Origin of the sequence: Streptomyces sp. NBC_01006, assembly GCF_045162725.1 — a bacterium.
In the GTDB taxonomy this organism is placed as follows: Bacteria; Actinomycetota; Actinomycetes; order Streptomycetales; family Streptomycetaceae; genus Streptomyces.
In genome coordinates, this window is sequence record NZ_CP108700.1 from 633,302 (window position 1) to 655,315 (window position 22,014).

General features: G+C 72.0%; 15 protein-coding genes and 1 riboswitch. Of the genes, 9 read left to right on the forward strand and 6 right to left on the reverse strand.

Going from position 1 to position 22,014, the window contains the following annotated elements; translation table 11 throughout:
• Positions 1-42 precede the first annotated feature (42 nt).
• Together OG509_RS02825 and OG509_RS02830 are read left to right on the forward strand one after the other, a co-directional pair.
• Positions 43-1,155 (forward strand): DUF5954 family protein, encoded by a 1,113-nt coding sequence (locus OG509_RS02825; protein ID WP_406179787.1) that lies wholly within the window; start codon positions 43-45, stop codon positions 1,153-1,155.
• A 9-nt stretch (positions 1,156-1,164) separates the two neighbouring features.
• Positions 1,165-1,569 carry a hypothetical protein gene (locus tag OG509_RS02830; RefSeq protein WP_406179789.1) on the forward strand — a complete coding sequence of 135 codons (405 nt, stop codon included), beginning with the start codon at positions 1,165-1,167 and terminating at the stop codon, positions 1,567-1,569.
• Between the two features lie 17 nt (positions 1,570-1,586).
• Here OG509_RS02830 and OG509_RS02835 read toward each other — a convergent pair whose 3' ends face one another.
• Entirely contained in the window at positions 1,587-2,585 is a 999-nt protein-coding gene (locus tag OG509_RS02835; protein ID WP_406179791.1) for a helix-turn-helix domain-containing protein, read from the reverse strand.
• A 70-nt stretch (positions 2,586-2,655) separates the two neighbouring features.
• On the opposite strand from OG509_RS02835, the gene OG509_RS02840 reads away from it, so the two are divergent.
• Together OG509_RS02840 and pip are read left to right on the forward strand one after the other, a co-directional pair.
• Complete coding sequence (locus OG509_RS02840) at positions 2,656-3,282, forward strand: DJ-1/PfpI family protein (RefSeq protein WP_406179793.1); 627 nt, start codon at positions 2,656-2,658, stop codon at positions 3,280-3,282.
• 104 nt (positions 3,283-3,386) lie between these two features.
• Positions 3,387-4,415, forward strand: a complete 1,029-nt coding sequence (gene pip / locus OG509_RS02845) for a prolyl aminopeptidase (RefSeq protein WP_406179795.1) — start codon at positions 3,387-3,389, stop codon at positions 4,413-4,415.
• On the opposite strand, the gene OG509_RS02850 is transcribed toward pip, so the two are convergent.
• A complete protein-coding gene (locus OG509_RS02850; protein WP_406179797.1) occupies positions 4,359-4,997 on the reverse strand; it encodes a hypothetical protein in 639 nt (212 codons plus the stop codon). The genes pip and OG509_RS02850 overlap by 57 nt on opposite strands.
• A 265-nt stretch (positions 4,998-5,262) precedes the next feature.
• Here OG509_RS02850 and OG509_RS02855 point away from each other — a divergent pair, with 265 nt between their 5' ends.
• The 3 genes from OG509_RS02855 (at position 5,263) to OG509_RS02865 (ending at position 11,876) form a co-directional block, all read left to right on the forward strand.
• A complete protein-coding gene (locus OG509_RS02855; RefSeq protein ID WP_406179799.1) occupies positions 5,263-5,832 on the forward strand; it encodes a hypothetical protein in 570 nt (189 codons plus the stop codon).
• A gap of 79 nt (positions 5,833-5,911) precedes the next feature.
• The gene (locus tag OG509_RS02860; RefSeq protein WP_406179801.1) at positions 5,912-9,796 is read left to right on the forward strand and encodes an AAA family ATPase; all 3,885 of its coding nucleotides are present in this window, start codon (positions 5,912-5,914) and stop codon (positions 9,794-9,796) included.
• A gap of 115 nt (positions 9,797-9,911) precedes the next feature.
• Positions 9,912-11,876: a hypothetical protein gene (locus tag OG509_RS02865; protein ID WP_406179802.1), complete on the forward strand. Its 1,965-nt coding sequence runs from the start codon at positions 9,912-9,914 to the stop codon at positions 11,874-11,876.
• 108 nt (positions 11,877-11,984) lie between these two features.
• Here the strand turns inward: OG509_RS02865 and metE are convergent, their stop codons facing one another.
• The 4 genes from metE to aceA form a co-directional block, all read right to left on the reverse strand.
• Entirely contained in the window at positions 11,985-14,309 is a 2,325-nt protein-coding gene (metE, locus tag OG509_RS02870; RefSeq protein ID WP_406179804.1) for a 5-methyltetrahydropteroyltriglutamate--homocysteine S-methyltransferase, read from the reverse strand.
• Between the two features lie 169 nt (positions 14,310-14,478).
• A riboswitch (cobalamin riboswitch) is annotated at positions 14,479-14,699 on the reverse strand.
• 148 nt (positions 14,700-14,847) lie between these two features.
• A complete protein-coding gene (locus tag OG509_RS02875) occupies positions 14,848-15,732 on the reverse strand; it encodes a 3-hydroxybutyryl-CoA dehydrogenase (RefSeq protein WP_406179806.1) in 885 nt (294 codons plus the stop codon).
• Positions 15,729-17,324, reverse strand: coding sequence for a malate synthase A (gene aceB / locus OG509_RS02880; protein WP_406179808.1), 1,596 nt, complete (start codon positions 17,322-17,324; stop codon positions 15,729-15,731). Before aceB ends, OG509_RS02875 begins: the two co-directional genes overlap by 4 nt.
• A 122-nt stretch (positions 17,325-17,446) precedes the next feature.
• Positions 17,447-18,733, reverse strand: a complete 1,287-nt coding sequence (gene aceA / locus OG509_RS02885; protein WP_406179810.1) for an isocitrate lyase — start codon at positions 18,731-18,733, stop codon at positions 17,447-17,449.
• Positions 18,734-19,041: 308 nt separating this feature from the next.
• Here aceA and OG509_RS02890 point away from each other — a divergent pair, with 308 nt between their 5' ends.
• Both OG509_RS02890 and OG509_RS02895 read left to right on the forward strand, forming a co-directional pair.
• Complete coding sequence (locus OG509_RS02890) at positions 19,042-20,457, forward strand: short-chain fatty acyl-CoA regulator family protein (protein WP_406179811.1); 1,416 nt, start codon at positions 19,042-19,044, stop codon at positions 20,455-20,457.
• 342 nt (positions 20,458-20,799) lie between these two features.
• Positions 20,800-21,984 (forward strand): LLM class flavin-dependent oxidoreductase, encoded by a 1,185-nt coding sequence (locus OG509_RS02895; RefSeq protein ID WP_406179813.1) that lies wholly within the window; start codon positions 20,800-20,802, stop codon positions 21,982-21,984.
• Positions 21,985-22,014 lie beyond the last annotated feature (30 nt).

The following is a 22,014-nucleotide window of genomic DNA, read 5'->3' on the forward strand; positions in this document are numbered from 1 at the left end:
GAATCCGGGGCGCGGGCGTGCGCTGATCGGCAGGATGGGGGCATGGACCGTGGGGATGTGGGGCGATCGGCCGGATCGCGGCCGATGGTGGTGCGGGTGCCCGTGGAGCCGGTGGAGGCCGCGGCGGAGGCCGACGCGGCCGATGCCAATGCCCGTGCGGGCGATGTGGTCGTACGCGGCCCGGTGTTCGGGGTGGCGGTGCAGGGCGCCGGGGACGGGCCCCGCTGGCGGGTGGTGAGCGCAGTGACCGACGGCTGCCCGCAGCAGGCCCGCGACGGCCTGAACTCCCTGTTGTGGTTCCGCGCGAAGGACGATGCGTACGACAGGGCGGAGCGGCGCGCCCTGCTCGCGGCGGTCGCCCGCCTGGAGAGCGAACGGGTCGACGAAATCGCGGTGGCCGGGAGCCGGTACCGGATCGTACGCGCCGAGGAGTACGCCGTCACGGGTCCGGACGGCATCGAAGGGCCGCGCCCGACCGATCCGGAACCACCGGTCCCGGACTGGTCCCACGGCAAAACGGGCCCGGACGTCGACGACGACCTGGTACTGGACCCCGACGCTCCGGTCACCCCGGCACAGGCGATCGAACAGCTGGCGCTGCGCGGCCTGTCCTACTCCGGCGGCCGGTTCCCCAAGGACGTACGCTCCGAATCGCAGCGGGCACTGGACAGCCATCCGGACGTACTCCTGCTGCCGCCCTCGTTCACGATCGTCGAGCGGTCGTCGGACGGCTGGACACCGGTCAACGGCCCACACGTGAGCGCGCACGCCGCCCGCAAGGCGCTGGACTTCTCCCTGACGTGGATGTGGCCCCGGATGCGCGGCCTCATCCCGTACGACGCCGACATGCACGCCGACGCCCGCACCTTGGCCGCCGCCGGCGCGGCCTCCGCCGGCCCGGCGGCCGCGGAGCTGGCCGAGTACGCCGCGGCCGCCGACACACTCCGGGCCGGCAGCCGCGTCAACCGGCTGGAATTCCAGGGCAGCGCGTACGAGATCGCCCGCACCCGCCGCCTGGTGCGCTGGGGCCCCGACGGCCCCGAAGGCCCGCGCCCGTCCGACGTCAACACCCAGGACCCCACGCGGCTCCATCCCCCGCTCGACGAGGACGGCCGGGTCCTGCCCGACAACTGCGCCCCGGAGGGCGGCGGGTAGTCTCCCCGGATGTTCTGGAAACGTCCGGGGGAACGGGGCCCGGCAGCGCGCGAGAGCGCCGTCACGGACCTGGAGCGCGCCCCGTCGGCCGAGGAGATGGATGCGGTGGTGCTCGCACCGCCGGAGCCCTGGGACCCGGCCGCTCCCGTCGCCCGGCTCCCGGTCACCAACGGCGCGCGGAACCCGCTGGAGCTCGTCCTCGAACCGCACTGCTGGAGCGAGTGGCTGGAACCGGGCGCCAAGGTCACGGTGGTCACGGTCGGCGACGCGGACGCGGAACGGCCGTGGTCGGGAACCACCGCACCCGATGAGCCCTTCGAACTGGACTACTACCCGGACCAGTTGGTGGTCTGGCCCAACGGCCGTCCGGTCCTGATCCTCGACGCTGCCGGGAACGAGCTGTACCGGTTCTGAGCCGCGCTTTCGCGCTTCTACCGTGGCCCCTTCGGCCGGCCGGGGACGGTCCGGCCCGGTGTCTGCCGGAACTGGCTCCGGTAGGTCGAGGGGCTGACGCCCATCGTCTTCCGGAAGTGGTGGCGGAAGCCGGCGACCGTCAGGCCCACCCGGCCGGCGACCACGTCGACCGGATGGTCCGCGGATTCCAGCAGCACGGCGCCGGCCCGGATCCGCTGGTCCGTGAGCCAGCGTCCGGGCGGCACACCGGTCGTGTCGACGAAGCGGCGTTCGAACTGCCGTACCGAAAGGTGCGCGACGCCGGCCAGTTCGCCGACGGCGAGACGCCGGTGGAGGTTGTCCAGGGCATGGCTCATGGCGCTGCCGATGGGATCGTCCGCCAGGGCCTCGCCCACCACGGGATGCTCAGCGAACTGGGCCTGGCCGCCCTCGCGGTGCGCCGCCACGACCATACGGCGCGCCACGCGGGCGGCGACGGCGGAGCCGTGGTCCTTGCGGACGAGGTGCAGGCAGGCGTCGATGCCCGCGGCGGTGCCGGCCGCCGTAATGAGCGAGCCTTCGTCGATGTAGAGCACGGAGGCGTTGACCCTGACCTGCGGATGGCGCGCCTGGAGCAGCCCGGCGTGCCGCCAGTGCGTGGTCGCCTCCCTGCCGTCCAGCAGGCCCGCGGCGGCAAGGGCGAACGCCCCGCTGCAGATCGACATCACCCGCGCCCCTCGCGCGTACGCGGCGCGCAGCGCGGCCAGCACCGCGGGCGAGACGTCGCGGCGTACGTCCGCCACTCCCGGGACGATGACGGTGTCGGCAAGCCGGAGCCGGTCCAGGGGGTGGTGCACCACGATGTCGAAGCCGCCTACGACCCGGTGCGGTCCGGGTGTCTCGGCGCACAACTCGAACCGGTACCAGCCGTCCACGTCCAGCTCCGGCCGTGGGACCGCGAAGACCTCGGCGACGGTGGCGAGCTCGAACGGCGCCATCCCGTCGAAGGCGAGGCAGGCGACCCGGTGATGTTGCATGACGGGATCCTAGCGGTGCGCGCCGTTTGCGACACTGTCACCGGGGCCCGTCCACCCGGAGCCTGGTGCCATGAACCACGACACCCTCGCCCCGCTCACGCCCGCCCCGCTCACCTTCGGCGTGCTCGTCTTCGACGAGGTCGAAGTCCTCGACCTGGGAGGCCCCTTCGAGGTCTTCAGCACGGCCGGCCGACTGGCTCGTACCGCCGCGGACGAGCCCCTGCTGCGCGTCGTCACGGTCGCGGCGGCCGCCCGGCCGGTCCGCGCCCGCGGCGGACTGAGGGTGGTGCCGGACCACACGCTCGACGAGGACCCGCCCTTCGACGTCCTGGTGATCCCCGGCGGGGTCACCACGGCCGTCGAGGAGGACGCGCGGGTCATCGACTGGCTGGCCCGGCGCCACAAGACTTCCGAGCTCACCTTCAGCATCTGCACCGGCGCCTTCCTGCTGGCTGCCACCGGCGCCCTGAAAGGCCGCCCGGCCACGACCCACTGGGAGGACCAGGACGAACTGACCGCCCGCCGGCCGGACGTCCGGGTGCGCCGTGACGTGCGGTGGGTGGACGACGGTGACATCGTCACCTCCGCGGGAATCAGCGCGGGCATCGACGCCAGCCTCCACATCGTCGGGCGCCTCTACGGTGCCGAACTCGCCCACCGCACGGCCCGCCAGATGGAATACACCTGGAACCAGTGAGGCGCTCACACCGCAATCGGCAGGCAGGGAGCCGGTTTCGGTTCGCCTTGTTGTCTACTACAAGGCCTTGTCCCTGTTGCATCTGGTTCTCAGGAGGTCTGGAAATGGCCGAGCTGTACCCGCCGATCGAGCCGTACGAGACGGGGATGCTCGACGTCGGCGACGGCAACCTCGTGTACTGGGAGGTCTGCGGCAACCCTGACGGCAAGCCGGCACTCGTCGTTCACGGCGGCCCGGGATCCGGATGCGGGACCGAGGCACGCCGGTACTTCGACCCGGACCGGTACCGGGTGGTCCTGTTCGACCAGCGCGGATGCGGCCGCAGCTCACCGCACGCGAGCGACCCCGCGACCGACATGCGGCACAACACCACCCAGCACCTGATCGCCGACATGGAGCGGCTACGCGGGCACCTGGGTGTGGACCGCTGGCTGCTGTACGGCGGCTCGTGGGGCTCCACACTGATCCTGGCCTACGCCCAGACGCACCCGGAGCAGGTGTCGGAGATCGTCATCGCCGCCGTGACCACCACGCGACGCTCCGAGATCGACTGGCTCTACCGCGGGGTCGGCCGGTACTTCCCCGAGCAGTGGGAACGCTTCCTCGCCGGAGCCCCGGGCACACCGCGAGACGGTGACATCGTCGCGGCCTACGCGCGCCTCGCGGAACACCCGGACGCCGCGGTACGGGAGAAGGCCACCGCCGACTGGTGTCGCTGGGAGGACGCGGTCCTGTCCGGGGAAACGAACGGCGCCTCCAACCCGTACGGCGACCGCCCTGCATCCGCGCAACTGGCCCTGGTCCGCATCTGCTCGCACTACTTCTCCCACGGCGCCTGGCTGGAGGAAGGCGCCCTGCTGCGCGACGCACATCGCCTGGCCGGTATCCCGGGCGTGCTGGTCCACGGCAGGCTCGACATGGGCGGACCGCTCGACACCGCGTGGGAACTCGCCCGGGCATGGCCCGACGCGGAACTGACCGTCGTCGCCAACGCCGGTCACCTGGGCAGCGACACGACACGCGCCCACGTACTCCATGCCCTCGACCGCTTCGCTCACCAGAGAGAGGTCAAGAAATCAGGGGCAGGCCTCCTCGGTCTTGGCGACAGTGAAGGCGACGGGCTGGCCGGCTAGCGCCACGCCGGCCTTCGGGTCCTGGGTGCACACCTTCCAGTTCGACTCCTGAAGCACCATGCGGCTCTGCACCGCGTCCTTGACGGTGATGCTCGCGTTCGCGGGCAGGGCGCCACGGACGGCCTTCATCCCCTGGCCGACGAAGTTCGGCATGGTGTCCCCTGCGGGCTTCGGTGCCGGGGCATCAGCCGCAGGGCATGTCTCTTCGAGCTTGACCGCGCCGAAGTCGATGGTGGTGCTGGTGTCGATGCTCGCGCCGGCGGCGGGGGTCTGCGAGCACACCTTCCAGTTCCGATCGAGGGCCTGGAGTCGGTCGCGGCCGAGCGCGTCGTGGGACTTCAGAATGAGAAACCCGGCGGCCTGCGCCTCGTCCTGGGCCGTTTGAAGGCCCTTGCCGACGAGGTTGGGAAGAACCGCGGCCTTGGCGGCGGGCCCGCTGGTCGCGTGCGCGGAGGGAGCGGAAGGTGCCGCGCTCGGGCCGCCGGCGGTCCGGTCCGGGGCGGGGGCGCTCTGCGGGTTGCACGCAGTGAGGGCGAGGGCGGCAACTGCCGCGAGCAGGGCGACGGTTCGGTGTGTGCGCATCGCGCCATATTCGCCGGGATGGAGCCGCTGTGTGGGTGCTGTGACCGGTCTGTGACACGTGAAGGTGCGTTCTCGCGAGTACGGGTGGGCTATCGACAAACCGACCCGGCGATGGTCACCGGCCCGGCGGTGATCGAGGTGCACCAGCCGGCTCCCCGCACAAGTGCGGCGAGACCCCCGGTCTTCCACGATCCCGCTGCAGGCGCGCGGGGACCGCACTACGCTCTGGTCAGCGCACCGCAGGAAGCGTTTCAAGGAGGCCTGCATGGAACCGATCACCCTCGCCGTTGTCAGTTCCCTCGTCCTCACAGAAGGCGTCAAGTTCCTCTACCAGGAGGCCGGTCAGCTGCTCCAGCGCCGAAGGGGGCAGGGCGCAACGGACGGTGGAGAGGGCACCGGTGCGGGCGGCCCCGTGACGCTGGCCGTGACCGAGCCGGGCCTCTTCGCCGGGGCCGTGGCACCCGCCCCCGCGGATGCCGAAGTCGTCCTGCGGTTCCGGGAGGACCTGACCGCGCTCTGGCAGGTGCTGGCCCCGTACGCCCACGGCATCACCGACATCGACCCTGCCGACCGCAACCTGTTGGACACCGCCGACGCCGTCCGCAACATCCTCGAAGCGGTCTACGGGCAGCGCCTCACCTTCGCGGGCGAGACACGCGCCGAGGAGGGGCCCGTGGTGTCGGGACTGGTGCGGGCCGAGGAGATCGCCGGTGACGTCGCCGGTGTCCGCGCCCGAGGTGTCCGTACGGGAAGGGTGGTCGGGCAGGTCGAGGCCGGGAGGGTCACGCAGGACGGCACCGTGTCCGGGATCGAGATCCAAGACGACATCGGCTGACGGCGCCGGGGCCAGGGCCGGGGGCCGGGGCCCGGCGGTGAGGATGAGCGCAGGGACTCGTGGGGAGGAACGCGTCGGGATGAACGAATTCGTTGGGCGCTCCTGGATCGTGGAGCGCGCTCTCGGTCACCTGGCCGCACGGCAGGACGAGCCACTGCTCGTCGTCGGGCAGCCCGGTTCCGGCAAGTCGGCCCTGGCGCGCGAGCTCGTGGACAGGATCGGTCCGGGCGATCCGTCGACGGTGGTGGTCGGGCACCTGTGCCACGCGGACGACGACACGCTCCTGGGGCGTGGCCTCGTCGAGGAGTTGGTCGCCGCCCTGATACGCCGGGACGGGCGCTTCGCCGAACTGATGGGCGCGGAGCCCACCCTGTCTCTGAACGCCACCGTGACGGTCGGCTCCGCCGCGCCGGACGCGCACGTCCGGGGAATCAACATCGAGTCCCTGCACCTGGGGCGGGAATCGGCGCGCTCGGCCTTCAACCGCCTGGTGCGCAAGCCGTTGGAGAACATGCCGGACCCGCCGGCGGTGATCCTCATCGTGGACGCCCTCGACGAGGCCCGGTCGGTCGACTCCGCCGACGGCATCACCGCGCTGCTCGCCCATCTGACCTCGGGCCTGCGCCGTACCGGCCTGGACTTCCGCATCCTGCTGACCAGCCGCGAGGTCGAGCAACCCGCGCTCCGGAGCCTGGGCGGCCACCGCGTGCACCTGACGCGCGACGCGCCCCCCGAGTCCAACGACCTGTACGACTACTGCCTCGCCCGCCTGACGAGCAACGGAACCGCCGCCACGCCGGCCCGGCGACTCCTCGCGTCGAGGATCGCCACCCGGGCTGCCGGAAACTACCTCTACGCCCGCCACGTCATCTCGTCCCTGGCCCTCGACGAGCACGACCGGCACGACGTGCACCTGGACGACATCAGCGACCTCAGGCTTCCCGAGGACCTCTCCGAGGTGTACGACGACTTCCTCGACCGGACGTTCGCGTCCGTCGCCTGGCGCACCGTCCGGCCGATCCTCACCCTGCTGGCCGTCGCCCGCGCACCCGGCATGACCCCCGGGCTCCTCGCGGCAGCGACCGGACGGAGGGACTCCGAGGTCGCGGACGCCCTCGCCGACATCGGCGAGTTCACCCACCGCCAGGGCGATGCGGTACGGCTCTACCACGAGTCCTTCCGCGCCCACCTCCTCACCGGACGCCGGCACCCCCTCTATCCGGCCGAGGCCCACCGGGACGTGGGTACCGCCTTCCTCACCGGGCGGACCGAGGCCCCCTACCTCGCCAGGCACTACAGCCACCACCTTCACCAGGCGGGCATGGACGCCGAGCTGTGCGGACAGGTGCTGGCCACCGTCGGTGGACCGGGTACGACGGGTTCCGCGTTCTCGCGCACGGAGCTGGAGCACCTCCGGAACGCCTTCGCGTCCGCAGTACGCATCGAGGACCTGCCGGCCGTGGCTGCGCTGCTGCTGCGTCGGGCCGAGGCCGCCCGCGGGCTGACCGAGGACCCGCTGACGGTGCTCGCCGACAGTGGCCCCGAGGCGGCCGACGAACTGGCCTCGGCCCACTCCTACGAGGTCGGCGCCCTGTGGCAGCTGATGATCGCGCACAAGCTCCGGGTGACGGGCCGGTCCACCGAGTGCGCCGAGCACCTCCACCGTCTCGACGGCGCGTACCGCGACGAGCTGCCCGGACGACTGCAGGGCCTGGCGGCGGTGCTCATCGCACAGTCGCAGGCGGGCGAGGAGGACGGGGACCCGGCAACGGTCCACGGGGCCGGTCTGCTCGGCGAGTTCCACACCGGGATGCTGGCACGGTACCTGAGCGACCTGGGCGACCCCGAGCGCGCGATGACCGTGGTGGCACGGCTCGAATCCGGCCCGACCCGCGCCAAACTCTTCGACCAGGCACTGGAGTGGTCGGCCGAGCGGTCGGGGCCCGCCCGGGCCCGCCGTGTCGCCGAGCGCGTCATCGCCGCTCTCCCCCGGCACTCCTACGGCAGGAACGCGACCGTCGAGGCGGCCCACGCGACGGCCCTGACCTGGGTGTCCCGGGCAGACGCCGGCAGCCGTCCCGGCATCCTCGCGCGGCTGTCGCGCTTCCCCGTCGAGTACTCCGCGGTGCTGGCCTCCGTACGCCCGCTCACCAGCGCGGCGGGCCGCCGCGAGGCCGAGTGCGCGACGGGGTCGATGGAGCTGCTGCGCGCGCGGGCCGTCCGGTCGTACGAGCGGCTGTGGGTGGAGCTCAACGGGGCCCGGCTGGCGCGGCGTTCCGGGGACAACGTCCTGGCCGACCGGATCATGCGGGAGCTGCTGAAACGCCGGCCGAGTCTGCTCGACACGGAGGCCGACGGCCACTTCGTGAGCCCGCCGCACGACGACTCCGTGCACGGGCCGTGCCTGCAGGGGCTGGTCCTGGAGACGGCCCGCGAATGCGTGCGGGCCGGACGGATCGCGGACGCGGTGGGCCTCGCCCGGGAGATGCACGCCTTCCACGGCCACGACAGCGTGACCCTCACCGTCGATCTCGTCCGCTGGCACCACCGGCACGGCCAGGACCTGCGGGCGGTCGCGCTCCTGGACGACTCCCTGGAGCTGCTGCGCACGGTCGACCAGTCCCGTTCGTACTTCGCGACCTACCTCCTGCGACTGGCCGGTGAACTGTCGGGTTCCCTGCCGGAGCAACGCATCACGGCCCTGCGGGCAGAGGCGGAACGGCACGTGCGGGAGCTCCTGCGCGGCACAAACCCCGGATTCCGCTTCGACGCCTCCCGGATGGCCGACCTGCACGCCCGGCTGGCTCGCGCTTATGAAGGGCGTGCGGACCACGGACGCGTCGAGCAGTGCGTCACCCAGGCATTGCAGTGGGCGGATCTCCCGGATCCCGCAGAGCAGTCGGACACCACCGACCTCGACGCACGGTACGAGTCCCTGGCCGTACACCTCTCGGGGGTCCAGCAGGGAGCCGCCGCCCGTACGGCCCTGGAACGGGTGAGTCGGCGGCAGCGTGAGCGCCGGGTGACGACCGTGGCGAATCGGCTGGCCGCGCGCGGTGACCGGACCGGCGCCCTGGCACTCCTCGACTCGTACGGCTTCTCCGACGACGGCATCCGGATCCTCGCGCTGGCCGAGCAGCGCCGGCCCGAGGAGGCACTCCGGCGGGCGACGGACCCGGACGTCTCGGTCCGTACGGTACTGGAGCTGCGGAGGGTCCTGCTGGCCCAGGGCGACACCGAACGGGCGCGGCTGCTGACCAAAAGGGTGCTGGAGCACACGTCGGCCCTCGGTCGGAAGGGCCGCACCGGGGGATTCTCGGACAGCGGGAGGGAGTTCTCCCTGGCCCAGCTCTACGCGCACATCGGAAGGTACGACAAGGCGCAGGCCCATTTCCGGCGTGGGGGTGCGCTCTTCAGCGACCAGGCCGGCATGTGGCTGGCCATGAGCATGTCGCTCGGCGGTGATCCGTACGCACCGGGCGTGGAGGACCAATCCTTCTACGACAGCCAGCAGGAGGCGCTCGACGAGGAAGCCGTCCGGGTGCAGTCCGCGTTCGCCGAGGCTGTGTGGGCAGGCGGTCAGGTGGACCGGGCCCGTGAACTGGTCGCGGGCATGAACCCGCCGGGATTCGGACGCTTCGGATACCCCTTCACGGAGAGCGGCCCACTCGCCCTCAGGGTCAAGACTCAGGCGGCCGCCGCCTGCGGATTCCTCGATCTGGTGGCCGAGGGCCTGGACCAACTACCGTCCGAGGCACCTCACTTGGCGTCGTTCCTTGCCCTGCGCGCGCCCGAGACAACATACGGGCGCGAGCTGAACAACCTGCGCAGGATCGTCCTCGCTCTGGCCCCCTACTGTATGGGCGACATCGACGCCACACTCGGCCTGTGCACCACGCTCCTGGACGCCGCCCCGGAGACCGCCGACACCATCTACGCCGAGGTACGGGAGTGGCCGGCCTGACCTCTGCCGTGTAGCTGGTCGGCTCACCGGCCAAAAGCCGAGGCATCAGCGAATTCAGGCGACAGGACGACGGAATTGCCGGACGATGACGGGCGGTGGCGGGCAGGACGACGTGATGGTGATCGAGGCAGTGGTGACGGGGATGTCGCGGGCAGCGCTGGATGCCGTGGTGTGGGACGGGCTTGAGACGATTTCTCCGATGGATCCGGTCGAGGACGTACCGCGGGCGCTCCGCCGGCTCCTCGCGGCGGGTGCGGAGGCGGTGGAGGAGGACTGCTACCCGCTCTACTCTCTCGTCACGCTCGACGGGCGCGAAACGCCGTCCGCGGCGGCGGTCGCCCTCCCGTTCGTCATTGCGCTCGCCGCCGACCCGGCCATGGGTATGCGGGTCGACCTCGTCGAACTGTTGGCGGCGATGCACGCACCGGCCCTGGCGGGCGAGGACTGGTCCGGGGCGTGGGCCCTGCTCGCGGACCCGGATCCGGCGGTGCGGCGGGCGGCGATGGCGCTGCCGGCCGGGATCGCACGGCTGCTGGAGCGGTGGCGGGTCGAGGCGGACCCGACGGTACGGCTGCCGCTGCTGCTCGCCCTCGGCGAGGCCGCCTCCGGAGAAGCCGGCGAGCATACCGACGATGCGCGAACGGTGCTGGCCGGCGTACTGGACGGCGATGACCCGGTGCTGTGGGTCGCGGCCGTGCACGCCTCGGCGGAACTCGACCGGGAACTGCCGGTCAGGCGGATAGACCGGCTGATCGAGGTGTTCTCCGATCTCGCGCTGCCACCACGGTTCGAGAGCGTCTGGTACACCCCGGCCGTCGAGACTCCGTGGACCCGCGAGGACCTGGTCCGATCGACGGCCTGGCTGCTCCAGCACGACCCCGAGGCGGAACTCTGCTTCGCCGTGCGGCTGGTCGAGACGGCGCAACGCTCCGGGGACGCCGCGCTGTGCCGGGAGGCGCTGGACGTGGCGTGGCGGCTCCTCACCGATCGGCGATCCGTGGAGGCCGCCCTGCTCCCTCTCGCGGGCGGGCTGCTGACCGATCCGGACGGCGCCGTGCGGCTGAGGGCGGCGAACATCCTCGCGGTGCTGGGCCCGGCGGCCGCCCCGTACGCCGACGGGCTCGCCGACCTGCTCGACGACGACGCGGCCGACCCGTACCTCGACGGAACGGTCCGGGAAATCGCCCGGTGGGCCCTGACCCGGATCGATGACCCGCGCGCCCTGCCGGGGCTGGTCGAGCAGCTGCGCGCGCAGGAAGAGGAGCAGGGGCGGGGCTACTGCATCGGTGATCCCCGGAGGCCGGAGATCCAAGAGGTGCTGATCCCCCTGCGCAGGCACGCGGACATCCTGCTGCCCGCGATACGGGAGGCGATGCGGGAGGGCACGACCCGAGGGTTCCTTGAGGTGCTGGAGGCCTGGGGCGAGGACGCGCTGCCCGCCCTGCCCGAGCTCATCCCGCTGCTTGCAGACACCAGGACCTCTGTCACCGTGCTGACGATACTGCTGGCGATGGGGCCGGCCGCCGCCTCGGCCGAACCCGCCGTACGGAACTGCCGGGTTCTGGACTACCCGGGCAATCACCACTTGGTGGCGAGGACCGCCGCACACATCTCCGCGGACCGCGGGGCAGCTGCGAGGCTCGTCGGCGAAGCGGTCATGGCAGAGGAGGAGCCCGCGTTCGGCCGCGACGCGGCGTCCGATGCGGACCGGGTGCGTCTCGCGATGGAGAACAGCGCGCATTGGCCGCGGCTCACCGCAGCGATCACGCTCTGGGAGCTCACGGGCCAGGTCGAACCGAGCATGCGGGTCCTGGAGGAGTTCGTCCTGCCGATCGCCGACGGCGGTGACCACTTCGGGTTCTTCGGCGACGCGCTCCGGGCCCTGATCCGGATGGGCGAGATCAGCCCCGCGATCCGGGAAGCGCTGCTGGCGGTGCGCCAGTCCCAGTCCCGCCTGTCCACGCACGGGGGATACCCGATGATCCTCCACGACAAGGAACTCCGCGGCTTGGTCGAGGAAGCCCTCGCGTGCACGAGTACCGACTCGGCGGTGGGAACGGCTGCCGCAGGCAATCCGTGACCACTTCGGCGGCCGGCCCGGGGCCCGTGAGCACGAAGGCCGCTCACCGCGGTGGGGACGCGATCGGGCCGGAACATCGGGAGACGGATGTTCCGGCCCGAATGCGGATCAGACGGTTGCGCTACCGGTTTCCGTGCGGACTTGGTGGGCTGCGGCCACCAGGTTTTGCAGGGAGGTGCGGGTCTCGGGCCAGCCTCGGGTCTTCAGGCCGCAGTCGGGGTTGACCCAGAGGCGGTCGGCCGGGATGGCCTCCAGACCCTTGCGGAGCAGGGCCGCCGCCTCCGCGGCGGAGGGGACGCGCGGCGAGTGGATGTCCCACACGCCGGGGCCGGCCTCGCGCGGGTAGCCGTGCGCGGCGAGCTCGGTCGCGACCTGCATGTGGGAGCGGGCTGCCTCCAGGCTGATGACGTCGGCGTCGAGATCGTCGATGGCCTGCACGATGTCGCCGAACTCCGCGTAGCACATGTGCGTGTGGATCTGGGTCTCCGGACGCACCCCCGAGGTCGTCAGCCGGAAGGCCTCCGTGGCCCACTCCAGGTACTCGGCATGGCCGTCGGCGCGCAGCGGGAGCGTCTCCCGCAGCGCGGGCTCGTCGACCTGGATCACAGAAGTACCGGCGGATTCCAGGTCGTTGACCTCGTCCCGCAGGGCGAGTCCGACCTGGCGGGCGGTCTCGCCGAGCGGCTGGTCGTCGCGCACGAAGGACCAGGCGAGCATCGTGACCGGGCCGGTCAGCATGCCCTTGACCGGCTTGGCCGTCTGCGCCTGGGCGTACGTCGTCCAGCGCACGGTCATCGGTTCCGGCCGGGAGATGTCCCCGGCCAGGACGGGCGGGCGCACGTAGCGTGTGCCGTAGGACTGCACCCAGCCGTGCTGGGTGGCGAGGTAGCCCGTCAGCTGCTCGGCGAAGTACTGGACCATGTCGTTGCGTTCGGGCTCGCCGTGTACGAGGACGTCGATGCCGGTCTTCTCCTGGAAGGCGATAACCTCACGGATCTCGTCCTTGATGCGCTTCTCGTAGCCGATGGTGTCGATGCGGCCGGCCCGCAGGTCGGCTCGGGCCACCCGCAGTTCGCCGGTCTGCGGGAAGGACCCGATGGTCGTCGTGGGGAGCAGCGGCAGGCCCAGGTGGGCCCGCTGGGCGGCCGCCCGGTCGGCGTACGGCTGGGCCCGGCGGCCGTCCGCGTCGGTGATCGCCGCGGTGCGGGCCCGGACCGCGGGGTCGCGGGTGATCGGGGACGTGGCCCGGGAGGCCAGGTCGGCGCGGTTCGCGGCCAGTTCGGCGGTGATGGCGTCGGCGCCCCTGGCGAGTCCGCGGGCCAGCGTGGTGATCTCGTTCGTCTTCTGGCGGGCGAAGGCCAGCCAGCGGCGGACCTGCGGATCGATGTCGCGCTCGACGGCCGCGTCCAGCGGGACGTGGAGGAGGGAGCAGGAGGCGGCGACGTCGACGCGGTCGGCGAGACCGAGGAGGGTGCCGAGGAGGGACAGCGACTTCTGGTGGTCGTTGATCCAGATGTTGCGGCCGTTGACCACGCCCGCGACCAGGCGCTTGCCCGGAAGTCCGCCGACGGCGGCGAGGTCGGCGAGGTTGGCGGCGGCCGCATCGGTGAAGTCGAGGGCCAGGCCTTCGACGGGTGCCTTGGCCAGGACGGGCAGGGCTTCGCCGAGGCGGTCGAAGTAGGAGGCGACGAGCAGTTTGGGGCGCTCGGTCAGGGCGCCGAGCTCCCGGTAGGTGCGTGCGGCGACGTTCAGCTCGGCCGGGGTCCGGTCCTGGACCAGGGCCGGCTCGTCGAGCTGCACCCACTCGGCGCCGGCCGCGCGCAGGTCGGCGAGCACTCGGGCGTAGACGGGCAGCAGCCGGTCCAGGAGGGTGATCGGCTCGAAGTCGGCGGCGACGCCGGGCGCGGGCTTGGCGAGGAGGAGGTAGGTGACCGGGCCGACGAGGACCGGGCGGCCCGCATGACCGAGCGCCAGGGCCTCCTTCAGCTCGGCGACCTGCTTGGCGGAGTCGGCCGTGAAGACGGTGTCCGGCCCCAACTCCGGTACCAGGTAGTGGTAGTTGGTGTCGAACCACTTGGTCATCTCCAGCGGGGCCACGTCCTGGGTGCCGCGCGCCATCGCGAAGTACCCGTCGAGCGGGTCGGCCGTGACGGCCGCCCGGTGGCGGTCGGGGATCGCGCCGACCATGACCGTGGTGTCCAGGACGTGGTCGTAGTACGAGAAGTCGCCGGTCGGAACCTCGGTGATGCCGGCGTCGGCCAGCTGGGCCCAGTTGGCCCGGCGCACGTCGCGGGCGGTCTCCCGGAGGGTCTGCGCGGTGACGCGGCCCTTCCAGTAGCCCTCGACGGCCTTCTTCAGCGCGCGGTCGTGGCCTTGCCGGGGGTAGCCGTACACGGTGGCCTGTACTGCCGCGGCTGCGGACTGGGTGGTCACGGAACTCTCCTTCGCGAGCGTGTCTCCATGGACCCGGTGAGGGCCGAGGACGCGAAGGGTGCCGCAACGGGCGGACCCCCGGGGCCACGTACGACGGGTACGCGACGGGGAAGATCCGCCTGGAGCACGCCGACCCGCCCACGAGGTCACCGGGAAACCGGGCGCGGTCGTTCGCGCACGGGCAACGGGCAGGTCTTCGGACTCGCGGGCACGTCTCGTCGTACGAGACTCCTACTGGCCGTCGCTTCCCAGGACCGGTTCCGGTCCCAGTGCGTATGACGGCGGTCGTTCCCGCTCACCGCTGCGGGGCAGTCCCGGATTCCCACCGGGTTCCCTCTTACGACGCATCCCGCCTGGCGGACGGGGCGAACCAGCTGCGAGGCCCACAGTAGGTCGATGACCGGGGAATGAACACCGCTTTCCACATGTCGGACGCTGAAATGAGACACGGTGGGGGTGCGGCGACACCACTCGCCACACCCCCACCGCTCCCGCGCGCCTCCGGAGCACCCTCGGCCCGGAGACCGTGCCGGGGCCCTCAGTCCCGGCCGTACGTGTGGAACCCGCGGCCGGTCTTACGGCCGAGCAGTCCCGCCTGCACCATCCGCCGGAGCAGCGGGGGCGGGGCGTAGAGCGGTTCCTTGAACTCTTCGTAGAGGGACTCGGCGATCGCCGCGACCGTGTCGAGGCCGATCAGGTCGGCGAGCTTGAGCGGTCCCATCGGGTGGGCGCAGCCCAGTTCCATCCCCGCGTCCACGTCCGCGGCGCTCGCGAAGCCGGATTCGGCCATCCGGACGGCCGACAGGAGGTACGGGATCAGCAGCGCGTTGACGACGAACCCGGCCCGGTCCCGGGAGCGGACCACGGTCTTGCCCAGGGTGTCGCGGGCGAAGTCCTCGACCGCGGCGAGTGTGTCCGCCGACGTGTGGAGCGAGGACACGACCTCGACGAGCGGCAGGACGGGCACGGGGTTGAAGAAGTGCAGGCCCACCACCCGGTCCGCGCGGCTCGTGGCCATGCCCAGCCGCATGATCGGGATGGCCGACGTATTGGTGGCGAGTATCGCCTCCGGGTCCTCGACGATCTTGTCGAGCGCGGCGAAGACCCCCGTCTTGGCATCCGGGTTCTCGGTCACCGCTTCGATGACGAGCTGCCGGTCGGCGAGGTCCTCCAGGTCCCCCGTGAACACCAGCCGGGCGAGGGCGTCCTCGGCGGAGATCCGGTCGAGCTTCCCGCGCTGCACGGCACGTTCCAGGGAGACGGCGACGCGGTGACCGGCGGCGCGGGTCGCGGTGGCGTCCGCCTCGGCGACGACCGTGTCGAGTCCGGCACGCGCGCACACCTCGGCGATGCCCGCGCCCATCCGACCCCCGCCGACGACTCCGACGCGCCGGATCCGGGCCGGCCGCACTCCGGCGTTCACGCGTTCACCTGCACGATGGTGCGACGGACGAGGTGGCGGGTGTAGGCCTCGGAGGTGAAGAAGGCGGGCAGCTGCACCGAGAGCGCACAGTCCACGAAGACCTCCCGCGCCTCGGCAACGAGGGCCCGCAGGTCCTCCGCTTCCAGGGCCGCACATTCGGCGTCGAGGAGGTCGGTGACCACCACCCGGTCCACCCGGTCGTGGCGGAGCCACTGCCAGATCTGGACGCGGGCGATCTCGGCGGTCGCGGCGTCCTCCATCAGCCCGTTCAGGGCGACGGCTCCGCTGCCGCGCAGCCAGGCGTCGAAGTAGCGCAGAGCCACGGCCACGTTGGAACGGATGCCCTCCTGCGTGGGCGGGGCGGCGACCCGGCGTACGGACAGCAGGTCGCCGGCCGTGACCTCGACGTCCTCGCGGGTCCGCTCCCGCTGGTTCGGACGGTCTCCCAGGACGTTGCCGAAGACCTCGCGGCAGACGGGGACGAGCCCGGGGTGGGCGACCCATGAGCCGTCGAAGCCGTCCTGCGCCTCCCGTTCCTTGTCGAGCCGCACCTTGGCGAGGACGGCGTCGGCGTCCGCGTCCCGGCTGGGGACGTGTGCGGCCATGCCGCCGATGGCGTGGGCGCCGCGCCGGTGGCAGGTCCGTACGAGGAGTTCGGTGTAGGCGCGCATGAACGGGGCGCTCATGGTGACCTCGGCGCGGTCCGGGAGCTGGAAGTCGGTGCGGTGACCGAACGTCTTGATCAGGCTGAAGAGGTAGTCCCAGCGGCCGGCGTTCAGCCCCGCGCTGTGCTCGCGCAGCTCGTAGAGGATCTCCTCCATCTCGAACGCGGCCGTGATCGTCTCGATCAGGGCGGTCGCGCGCACGGTGCCCCGCGGGATCCCGAGGAGGTCCTGGGCGTACACGAAGATGTCGTTCCACAGGCGGGCCTCGTACCGGTTCTCCAGCTTGGGGAGGTAGAAGTACGGGCCGTACCCGGCGTCGATCTGCCGCTGCGCGCAGTGGAAGAAGTACAGGCCGAAGTCGACGAGGGAGGCGGACACGGGCCGGCCGTCGATCTCCAGGTGCTCTTCGAGGAGGTGCCAGCCCCGCGGGCGCACCATGATCGTGGCGAGGTCCGGCCCGAGGCGGTACTCCTTGCCCTCGGGGGTGGTGAAGTCGATGCGCCGGTCGATGGCGTCGATCAGGTTGATCTGGCCGCCGATGACGTTGTTCCAGGTGGGGGCGGTGGCGTCCTCGAAGTCCGCCATCCACACCTGCGCACCGGAGTTGAGGGCGTTGATCGCCATGCGGCGTTCGGGCGGTCCGGTGATCTCGACCCTGCGGTCGTTCAGACCGGGGGCGGGCGGGGCCACGCGCCAGTCGGGGTCCGCGCGGACGGCGGCGGTGGCGCGGGAGAAGTCCAGGGGTGAACCGGAGGCCAGGTGGGCCGAGCGGCGCCGGCGCTCCTTGAGGATCTCCGGGCGGCGCTCCGCGAACGCGGCGTCGAGCCGGCTGATGAACTCCAGGGCCTCGGGGGTCAGGATCTCCTCGTGGCGCTCACCCGGCGCGCCGAGGACCTGGACACTGCGGGTCAGGGGCTTGAGTGACATGCGGTTCTGCTCCTCGGCGTGGGGTGGTCGCCGCCCGGGGCCGCAAGGGCCCCGGACACCGTCGGACGGCGGGCGCAAGGCGCCGGGTGGGATCGGCGCCGCACTCCCAGGGCGCCCCTCTCCTAGTGGAACTGCTCTTCTTCGGTGGAGCCGGCGAGCGCGGTGGTGGAGGAGGCCGGGTTGACGGCGGTGGAGACCAGGTCGAAGTAGCCGGTGCCGACCTCGCGCTGGTGCCTGACCGCGGTGAAGCCCTGCGCCTGGGCGGCGAACTCCCGCTCCTGGAGGTCGACGTACGCGGTCATGCCGTGCTCGGCGTAGCCGCGGGCCAGGTCGAACATGCCGTGGTTGAGCGAGTGGAAGCCGGCCAGCGTGATGAACTGGAAGCGGTAGCCCATGGCCCCCAACTCCCGCTGGAACTTGGCGATCTGGTCGTCGTCCAGGGCCGCCTTCCAGTTGAAGGACGGCGAGCAGTTGTAGGCGAGCATCTGGTCCGGGTACCGGGCGTGGATCGCCTCGGCGAACTCGCGGGCCTGCTCCAGGTCCGGGGTGCCGGTCTCCACCCAGATCAGGTCAGCGTACGGGGCGTACGCGAGCCCGCGGGCGATGACCGGGGCCATGCCGCCCAGAACGTGGTAGAAGCCCTCGGCGGTCCGCTCGCCGGTGCAGAACTCGGCGTCGCGCTCGTCGACGTCGCTGGTCAGCAGGGTTGCGGCGAGGGCGTCCGTACGGGCGATGATCAGCGTCGGGGTGTCCGCGATGTCGGCCGCCAGGCGGGCCGCGTTGAGGGTGCGGATGTGCTGCGAGGTCGGGACGAGGACCTTGCCGCCGAGGTGGCCGCACTTCTTCTCGGAGGCGAGCTGGTCCTCGTAGTGGATGCCGGCCGCGCCCGCCGCGATCATCGCCTTGGTCAGCTCGAAGGCGTTCAGCAGGCCGCCGAAGCCGGCCTCCGCGTCCGCGACGATCGGGGCCAGCCAGTCCGTCGTGTCGGCGCCGCCCTCGGCGGTGGCGATCTGGTCGGCGCGCAGCAGCGCGTTGTTGATCCGACGCACCACCTGGGGAACGGAGTTGACCGGGTAGAGGCTCTGGTCGGGGTAGGTGTGCCCGGCCTGGTTGGCGTCGGCCGCCACCTGCCAGCCGGACAGGTAGATCGCCTGGAGCCCGGCCCGCACCTGCTGTACGGCCTGGCCGCCGGTCAGCGCGCCGAGCGCGTGGATGTAGTCCTGCTCGTGCAGTTGCCGCCACAGGCGCTCGGCGCCGCGCCGGGCCAGGGTGTGCTCCTCGCGGACGCTGCCGGACAGCCGGACCACGTCCTCGGCCGTGTAGGTGCGCTCGATGCCCGCCCACCGCGGGTCCTCGGCCCAGCGCTGCTTGAGCTGCTCGGCCGCCGCCGTCGTGTTCGCCTCTGCCATGACCGTCACCGTTTCGCTTCCGTCCGTCGCTTGTCTTGCCAATGGCCCCAGTAGGGGATTCACGCATTGGCACTCCGTGCCTGAGAAACCCCAGAAATCAGGGCGTGAGTCGGAGATCCGAGGTCCGTCCCGGCCACCGGTTCCTGCTGGCCGCAGGACCGACTCTGACACTGGCACTGGGTGCCATCAAGGAGGTACATCTGCCAAGCTTTGCGAATCTTCGAGGCTGAAATTGCCAAGTTTGCGAAGGCCCGTGGTGAACGAGGTCCACGTATGCTGCGGAGCCTGTCCGACGGTGGAGGAGTCCGGTGAGCAAGACGTACGCGGGCGCGCGGCTGCGGAGGCTGCGCGAGGAGCGGCGGATGACGCAGGCCGACCTGGCCAGGGTGCTGGGGATCTCGCCCAGCTACCTGAACCAGATGGAGCACGACTCCCGCCCGCTGACCGTTCCGGTGCTGCTGCGCCTCACCGAGGCCTTCGGGGTGGATCCGGGGTTCTTCTCGGAGCGGGACACCGGCCGCATGGTCGCGGACCTGCGCGAGGCGCTCGCCAAGGAGGTCGCCGAAGCCCGCGTCTCCGCCTCCGATCTGGCCGAACTCGCCACCCGGATGCCGGCGGTCGCCTCGGTCCTGCTGGAACTGGGCCGGCGCAGCCAGCTCCTCGCGGAGCGGCTCACCGACGCGGCCGAGGGCCGTGGAGGTGTGACCGAGGCGCCGCGCTCGCCGCACGAGGAGATCCGCGAGTTCTTCTACCGGCGGCAGAACTACCTCCACGACACCGATCTCGCCGCCGAGGAGTTGGCCCGTGAGATCGGTGTTCGCCCCGGGGACGTCATCCGCGCCCTGACCCGGCGCCTGACCGGCCGGCACGGCGTCAGGATCGCCGCGGACTGCGACCGGCTGCACCACTACGACGCCGACGCCCGGGTCCTGCACCTCTCGAACCGGCTCCGGCCCGGCCAGCAGGCCTTCCGGATGGCCACGCAGCTGGCCCTCCTGGAGTACGGGGACGCACTGGACCGGCTGGCAGCCGAGGACTTCCCGGCCGGGTCGGCTGCGCACCCGTTGGCCCGGATCGGCATCGCCAACTACTTCGCCGCCGCGCTGATCCTCCCGTACACGGCCTTCCACACGGCCGCCGAGGAGTTCCGGTACGACATCGAGCGGCTCACCGACCACTTCGGCATCGGCTACGAGACGGTCTGCCACCGCCTCAGCACCCTGCAACGCCCCAGGCTGCGCGGGGTTCCGTTCTCCTTCGTCCGGGTGGACCGGGCCGGGAACATGTCCAAGCGGCAGTCGGCCACGGGGTTCCACTTCTCCCGGGCCGGCGGCACCTGCCCGCTGTGGAACGTGTACGAGGCCTTCACCGCCCCCGGCCGCATCCACGTCCAGGTCGCCGCCATGCCCGACGGGCAGCGGTACCTGTGGACCGCGCGCGCCGTCACCCGGCACCGCGGCGGCTGGGGCGAGCCCGGCAAGACCTTCGCCATCGGGCTGGGCTGCGAGATCCGGCACGCCTCCCGGCTCGTCTACGCGGACGGGCTCGACCTCGACAACTCGGCGGCCGCGACCCCGATCGGGATGGGCTGCCGGCTCTGCGAACGCCTGGACTGCCCGCAGCGTGCGGTGCCGCCGCTCGGCCGGGTGCTGGCCGTGGACGAGAACAGCAGCACCTTCGTCCCCTATCCCGTCGAGGGCCCGTCCGCTGCGGCCCGCGGCTGACACCGGCGGGTCGCGCCGTGGGGGTGGACTGGGCCACCCACTGCGGGGCACCCGGGGTGACGGGACCGGCGGAGCCGTGGTGAAGCCGCCGCCGGCGACCGCGCGCAGCGCGTCGATGGACGGGTAGAGGCCCGCTTCCAGGCCCCGATCCACTTCCGGCCCCGCGCGTCGGCATCCGGCGGGCTGGGCAACACGACTGCCAAGTCCTCTTAATACTCCGGTCATTGAGTGGCGCCGCCGCCCGGCGTAGCGTTTTTCGGGAGAATTTGATGACGGGTTGAATTCGCCCACCCCGCATCGGCCTCCCATTTCCGCACGCCGATCAGGAAGGCGTCATTCACCATGCCCGCTTCCGATTCCGCACCACTGCACCTCGCCGTCTCGCTGGACGGCGCGGGCGCGCACGCGGCCGCCTGGCGCGAGCCGGGGGCCCGGCCCGCCGAGCTGTTCACCGCCCGCTACTGGGCCGGCCTCGTCGCGGAGGCCGAGGCCGGGCTGCTCGACTTCGTCACCTTCGAGGACGGGCTCGCCCTCCAGTCCTCCTCCCCCGGTGGCCACGACGAGCGCACGGACCGGGTCCGCGGCCGGCTCGACGCGATCCTCACCGCCGCCCGGGTGGCGCCCCTGACCCGCCGCATCGGGCTCGTGGGGGCCGTGACCACCACCCATACCGAGCCCTTCCACATCTCCAAGGCCGTGGCCACCCTCGACCACGTCAGCCGCGGCCGCGCCGGCCTGCACGTACAGGTCTCCGGGCTCCCGTACGAGGAGCGGCACTTCGGCCGGCGCCCCGCACCGCTCGCGGAGGACGCGCTGCACGAGGAGGCCGCTGACCACGTCGAGGTGGTCCGGCGCCTGTGGGACAGCTGGGAGGACGGCGCGGAGATCCGCGACGTGGCCACGGGCCGGTTCGTGGACCGCGACAAGCTCCACCACATCGACTTCGAGGGCCGCCACTTCAGCGTGCGGGGCCCTTCGATCACCCCGCGCCCGCCCCAGGGCCAGCCCGTCGTGAGCGCGCGTGCCACCGACAGCGCGGCGTACGGGCTCATCGCCCGGTCCGCCGACATCGGGCACCTCGTGGCCCGCGACACCGAGCAGACGCGGGCGGCCGTCACCGCCGTCCGCGGGCTGCGCGCCTCGGCGGGGCTCGGCGAGCGGCCGCTGCACCTCTTCGGGGAGCTGACCGTGTTCCTCGACGAGACCGCCGCAGCGGCGGCAGACCGCCGCGGCCGCCTCGACGAGGCCGCGCGCGACCCGTACGACGGTGACACCGCCGTGTTCACCGGTACGTCGGGGCAGTTGGCCGATCTGGTCCAGGAGCGCCGGGAGGCGGGTCTGTCGGGTTTCCTGCTGCGGCCCGCGGTCATCGCCCACGACCTGCCCGCCATCACCCGAGCCCTGGTGCCGGAGCTCCAGCGGCGGGGCCTGTTCCGCCGGGAGTACGAGGCCGACACCCTGCGCGGCCTGCTGGGACTCGACCGGCCCGCGAACCGCTACGCCGCGGCCACGCTCCCGGCCGCCTGACGCCCGCCCTCTCCTCTCCTCCGCCTCCGC

Excerpts from the sequence above, each read along its gene's own strand:
- OG509_RS02895 (WP_406179813.1), top strand. The coding sequence starts at position 20,800 with ATGCCCGCTTCCGATTCCGCACCACTGCACCTCGCCGTCTCGCTGGAC.
- pip (WP_406179795.1), top strand. The coding sequence starts at position 3,387 with ATGGCCGAGCTGTACCCGCCGATCGAGCCGTACGAGACGGGGATGCTC.
- OG509_RS02865 (WP_406179802.1), top strand. The coding sequence starts at position 9,912 with ATGGTGATCGAGGCAGTGGTGACGGGGATGTCGCGGGCAGCGCTGGAT.
- aceA (WP_406179810.1), bottom strand. The coding sequence starts at position 18,733 with ATGGCAGAGGCGAACACGACGGCGGCGGCCGAGCAGCTCAAGCAGCGC.
- OG509_RS02840 (WP_406179793.1), top strand. The coding sequence starts at position 2,656 with ATGAACCACGACACCCTCGCCCCGCTCACGCCCGCCCCGCTCACCTTC.
- OG509_RS02825 (WP_406179787.1), top strand. The coding sequence starts at position 43 with ATGGACCGTGGGGATGTGGGGCGATCGGCCGGATCGCGGCCGATGGTG.
- OG509_RS02830 (WP_406179789.1), top strand. The coding sequence starts at position 1,165 with ATGTTCTGGAAACGTCCGGGGGAACGGGGCCCGGCAGCGCGCGAGAGC.
- OG509_RS02855 (WP_406179799.1), top strand. The coding sequence starts at position 5,263 with ATGGAACCGATCACCCTCGCCGTTGTCAGTTCCCTCGTCCTCACAGAA.
- OG509_RS02835 (WP_406179791.1), bottom strand. The coding sequence starts at position 2,585 with ATGCAACATCACCGGGTCGCCTGCCTCGCCTTCGACGGGATGGCGCCG.
- OG509_RS02850 (WP_406179797.1), bottom strand. The coding sequence starts at position 4,997 with ATGCGCACACACCGAACCGTCGCCCTGCTCGCGGCAGTTGCCGCCCTC.
- OG509_RS02860 (WP_406179801.1), top strand. The coding sequence starts at position 5,912 with ATGAACGAATTCGTTGGGCGCTCCTGGATCGTGGAGCGCGCTCTCGGT.
- aceB (WP_406179808.1), bottom strand. The coding sequence starts at position 17,324 with ATGTCACTCAAGCCCCTGACCCGCAGTGTCCAGGTCCTCGGCGCGCCG.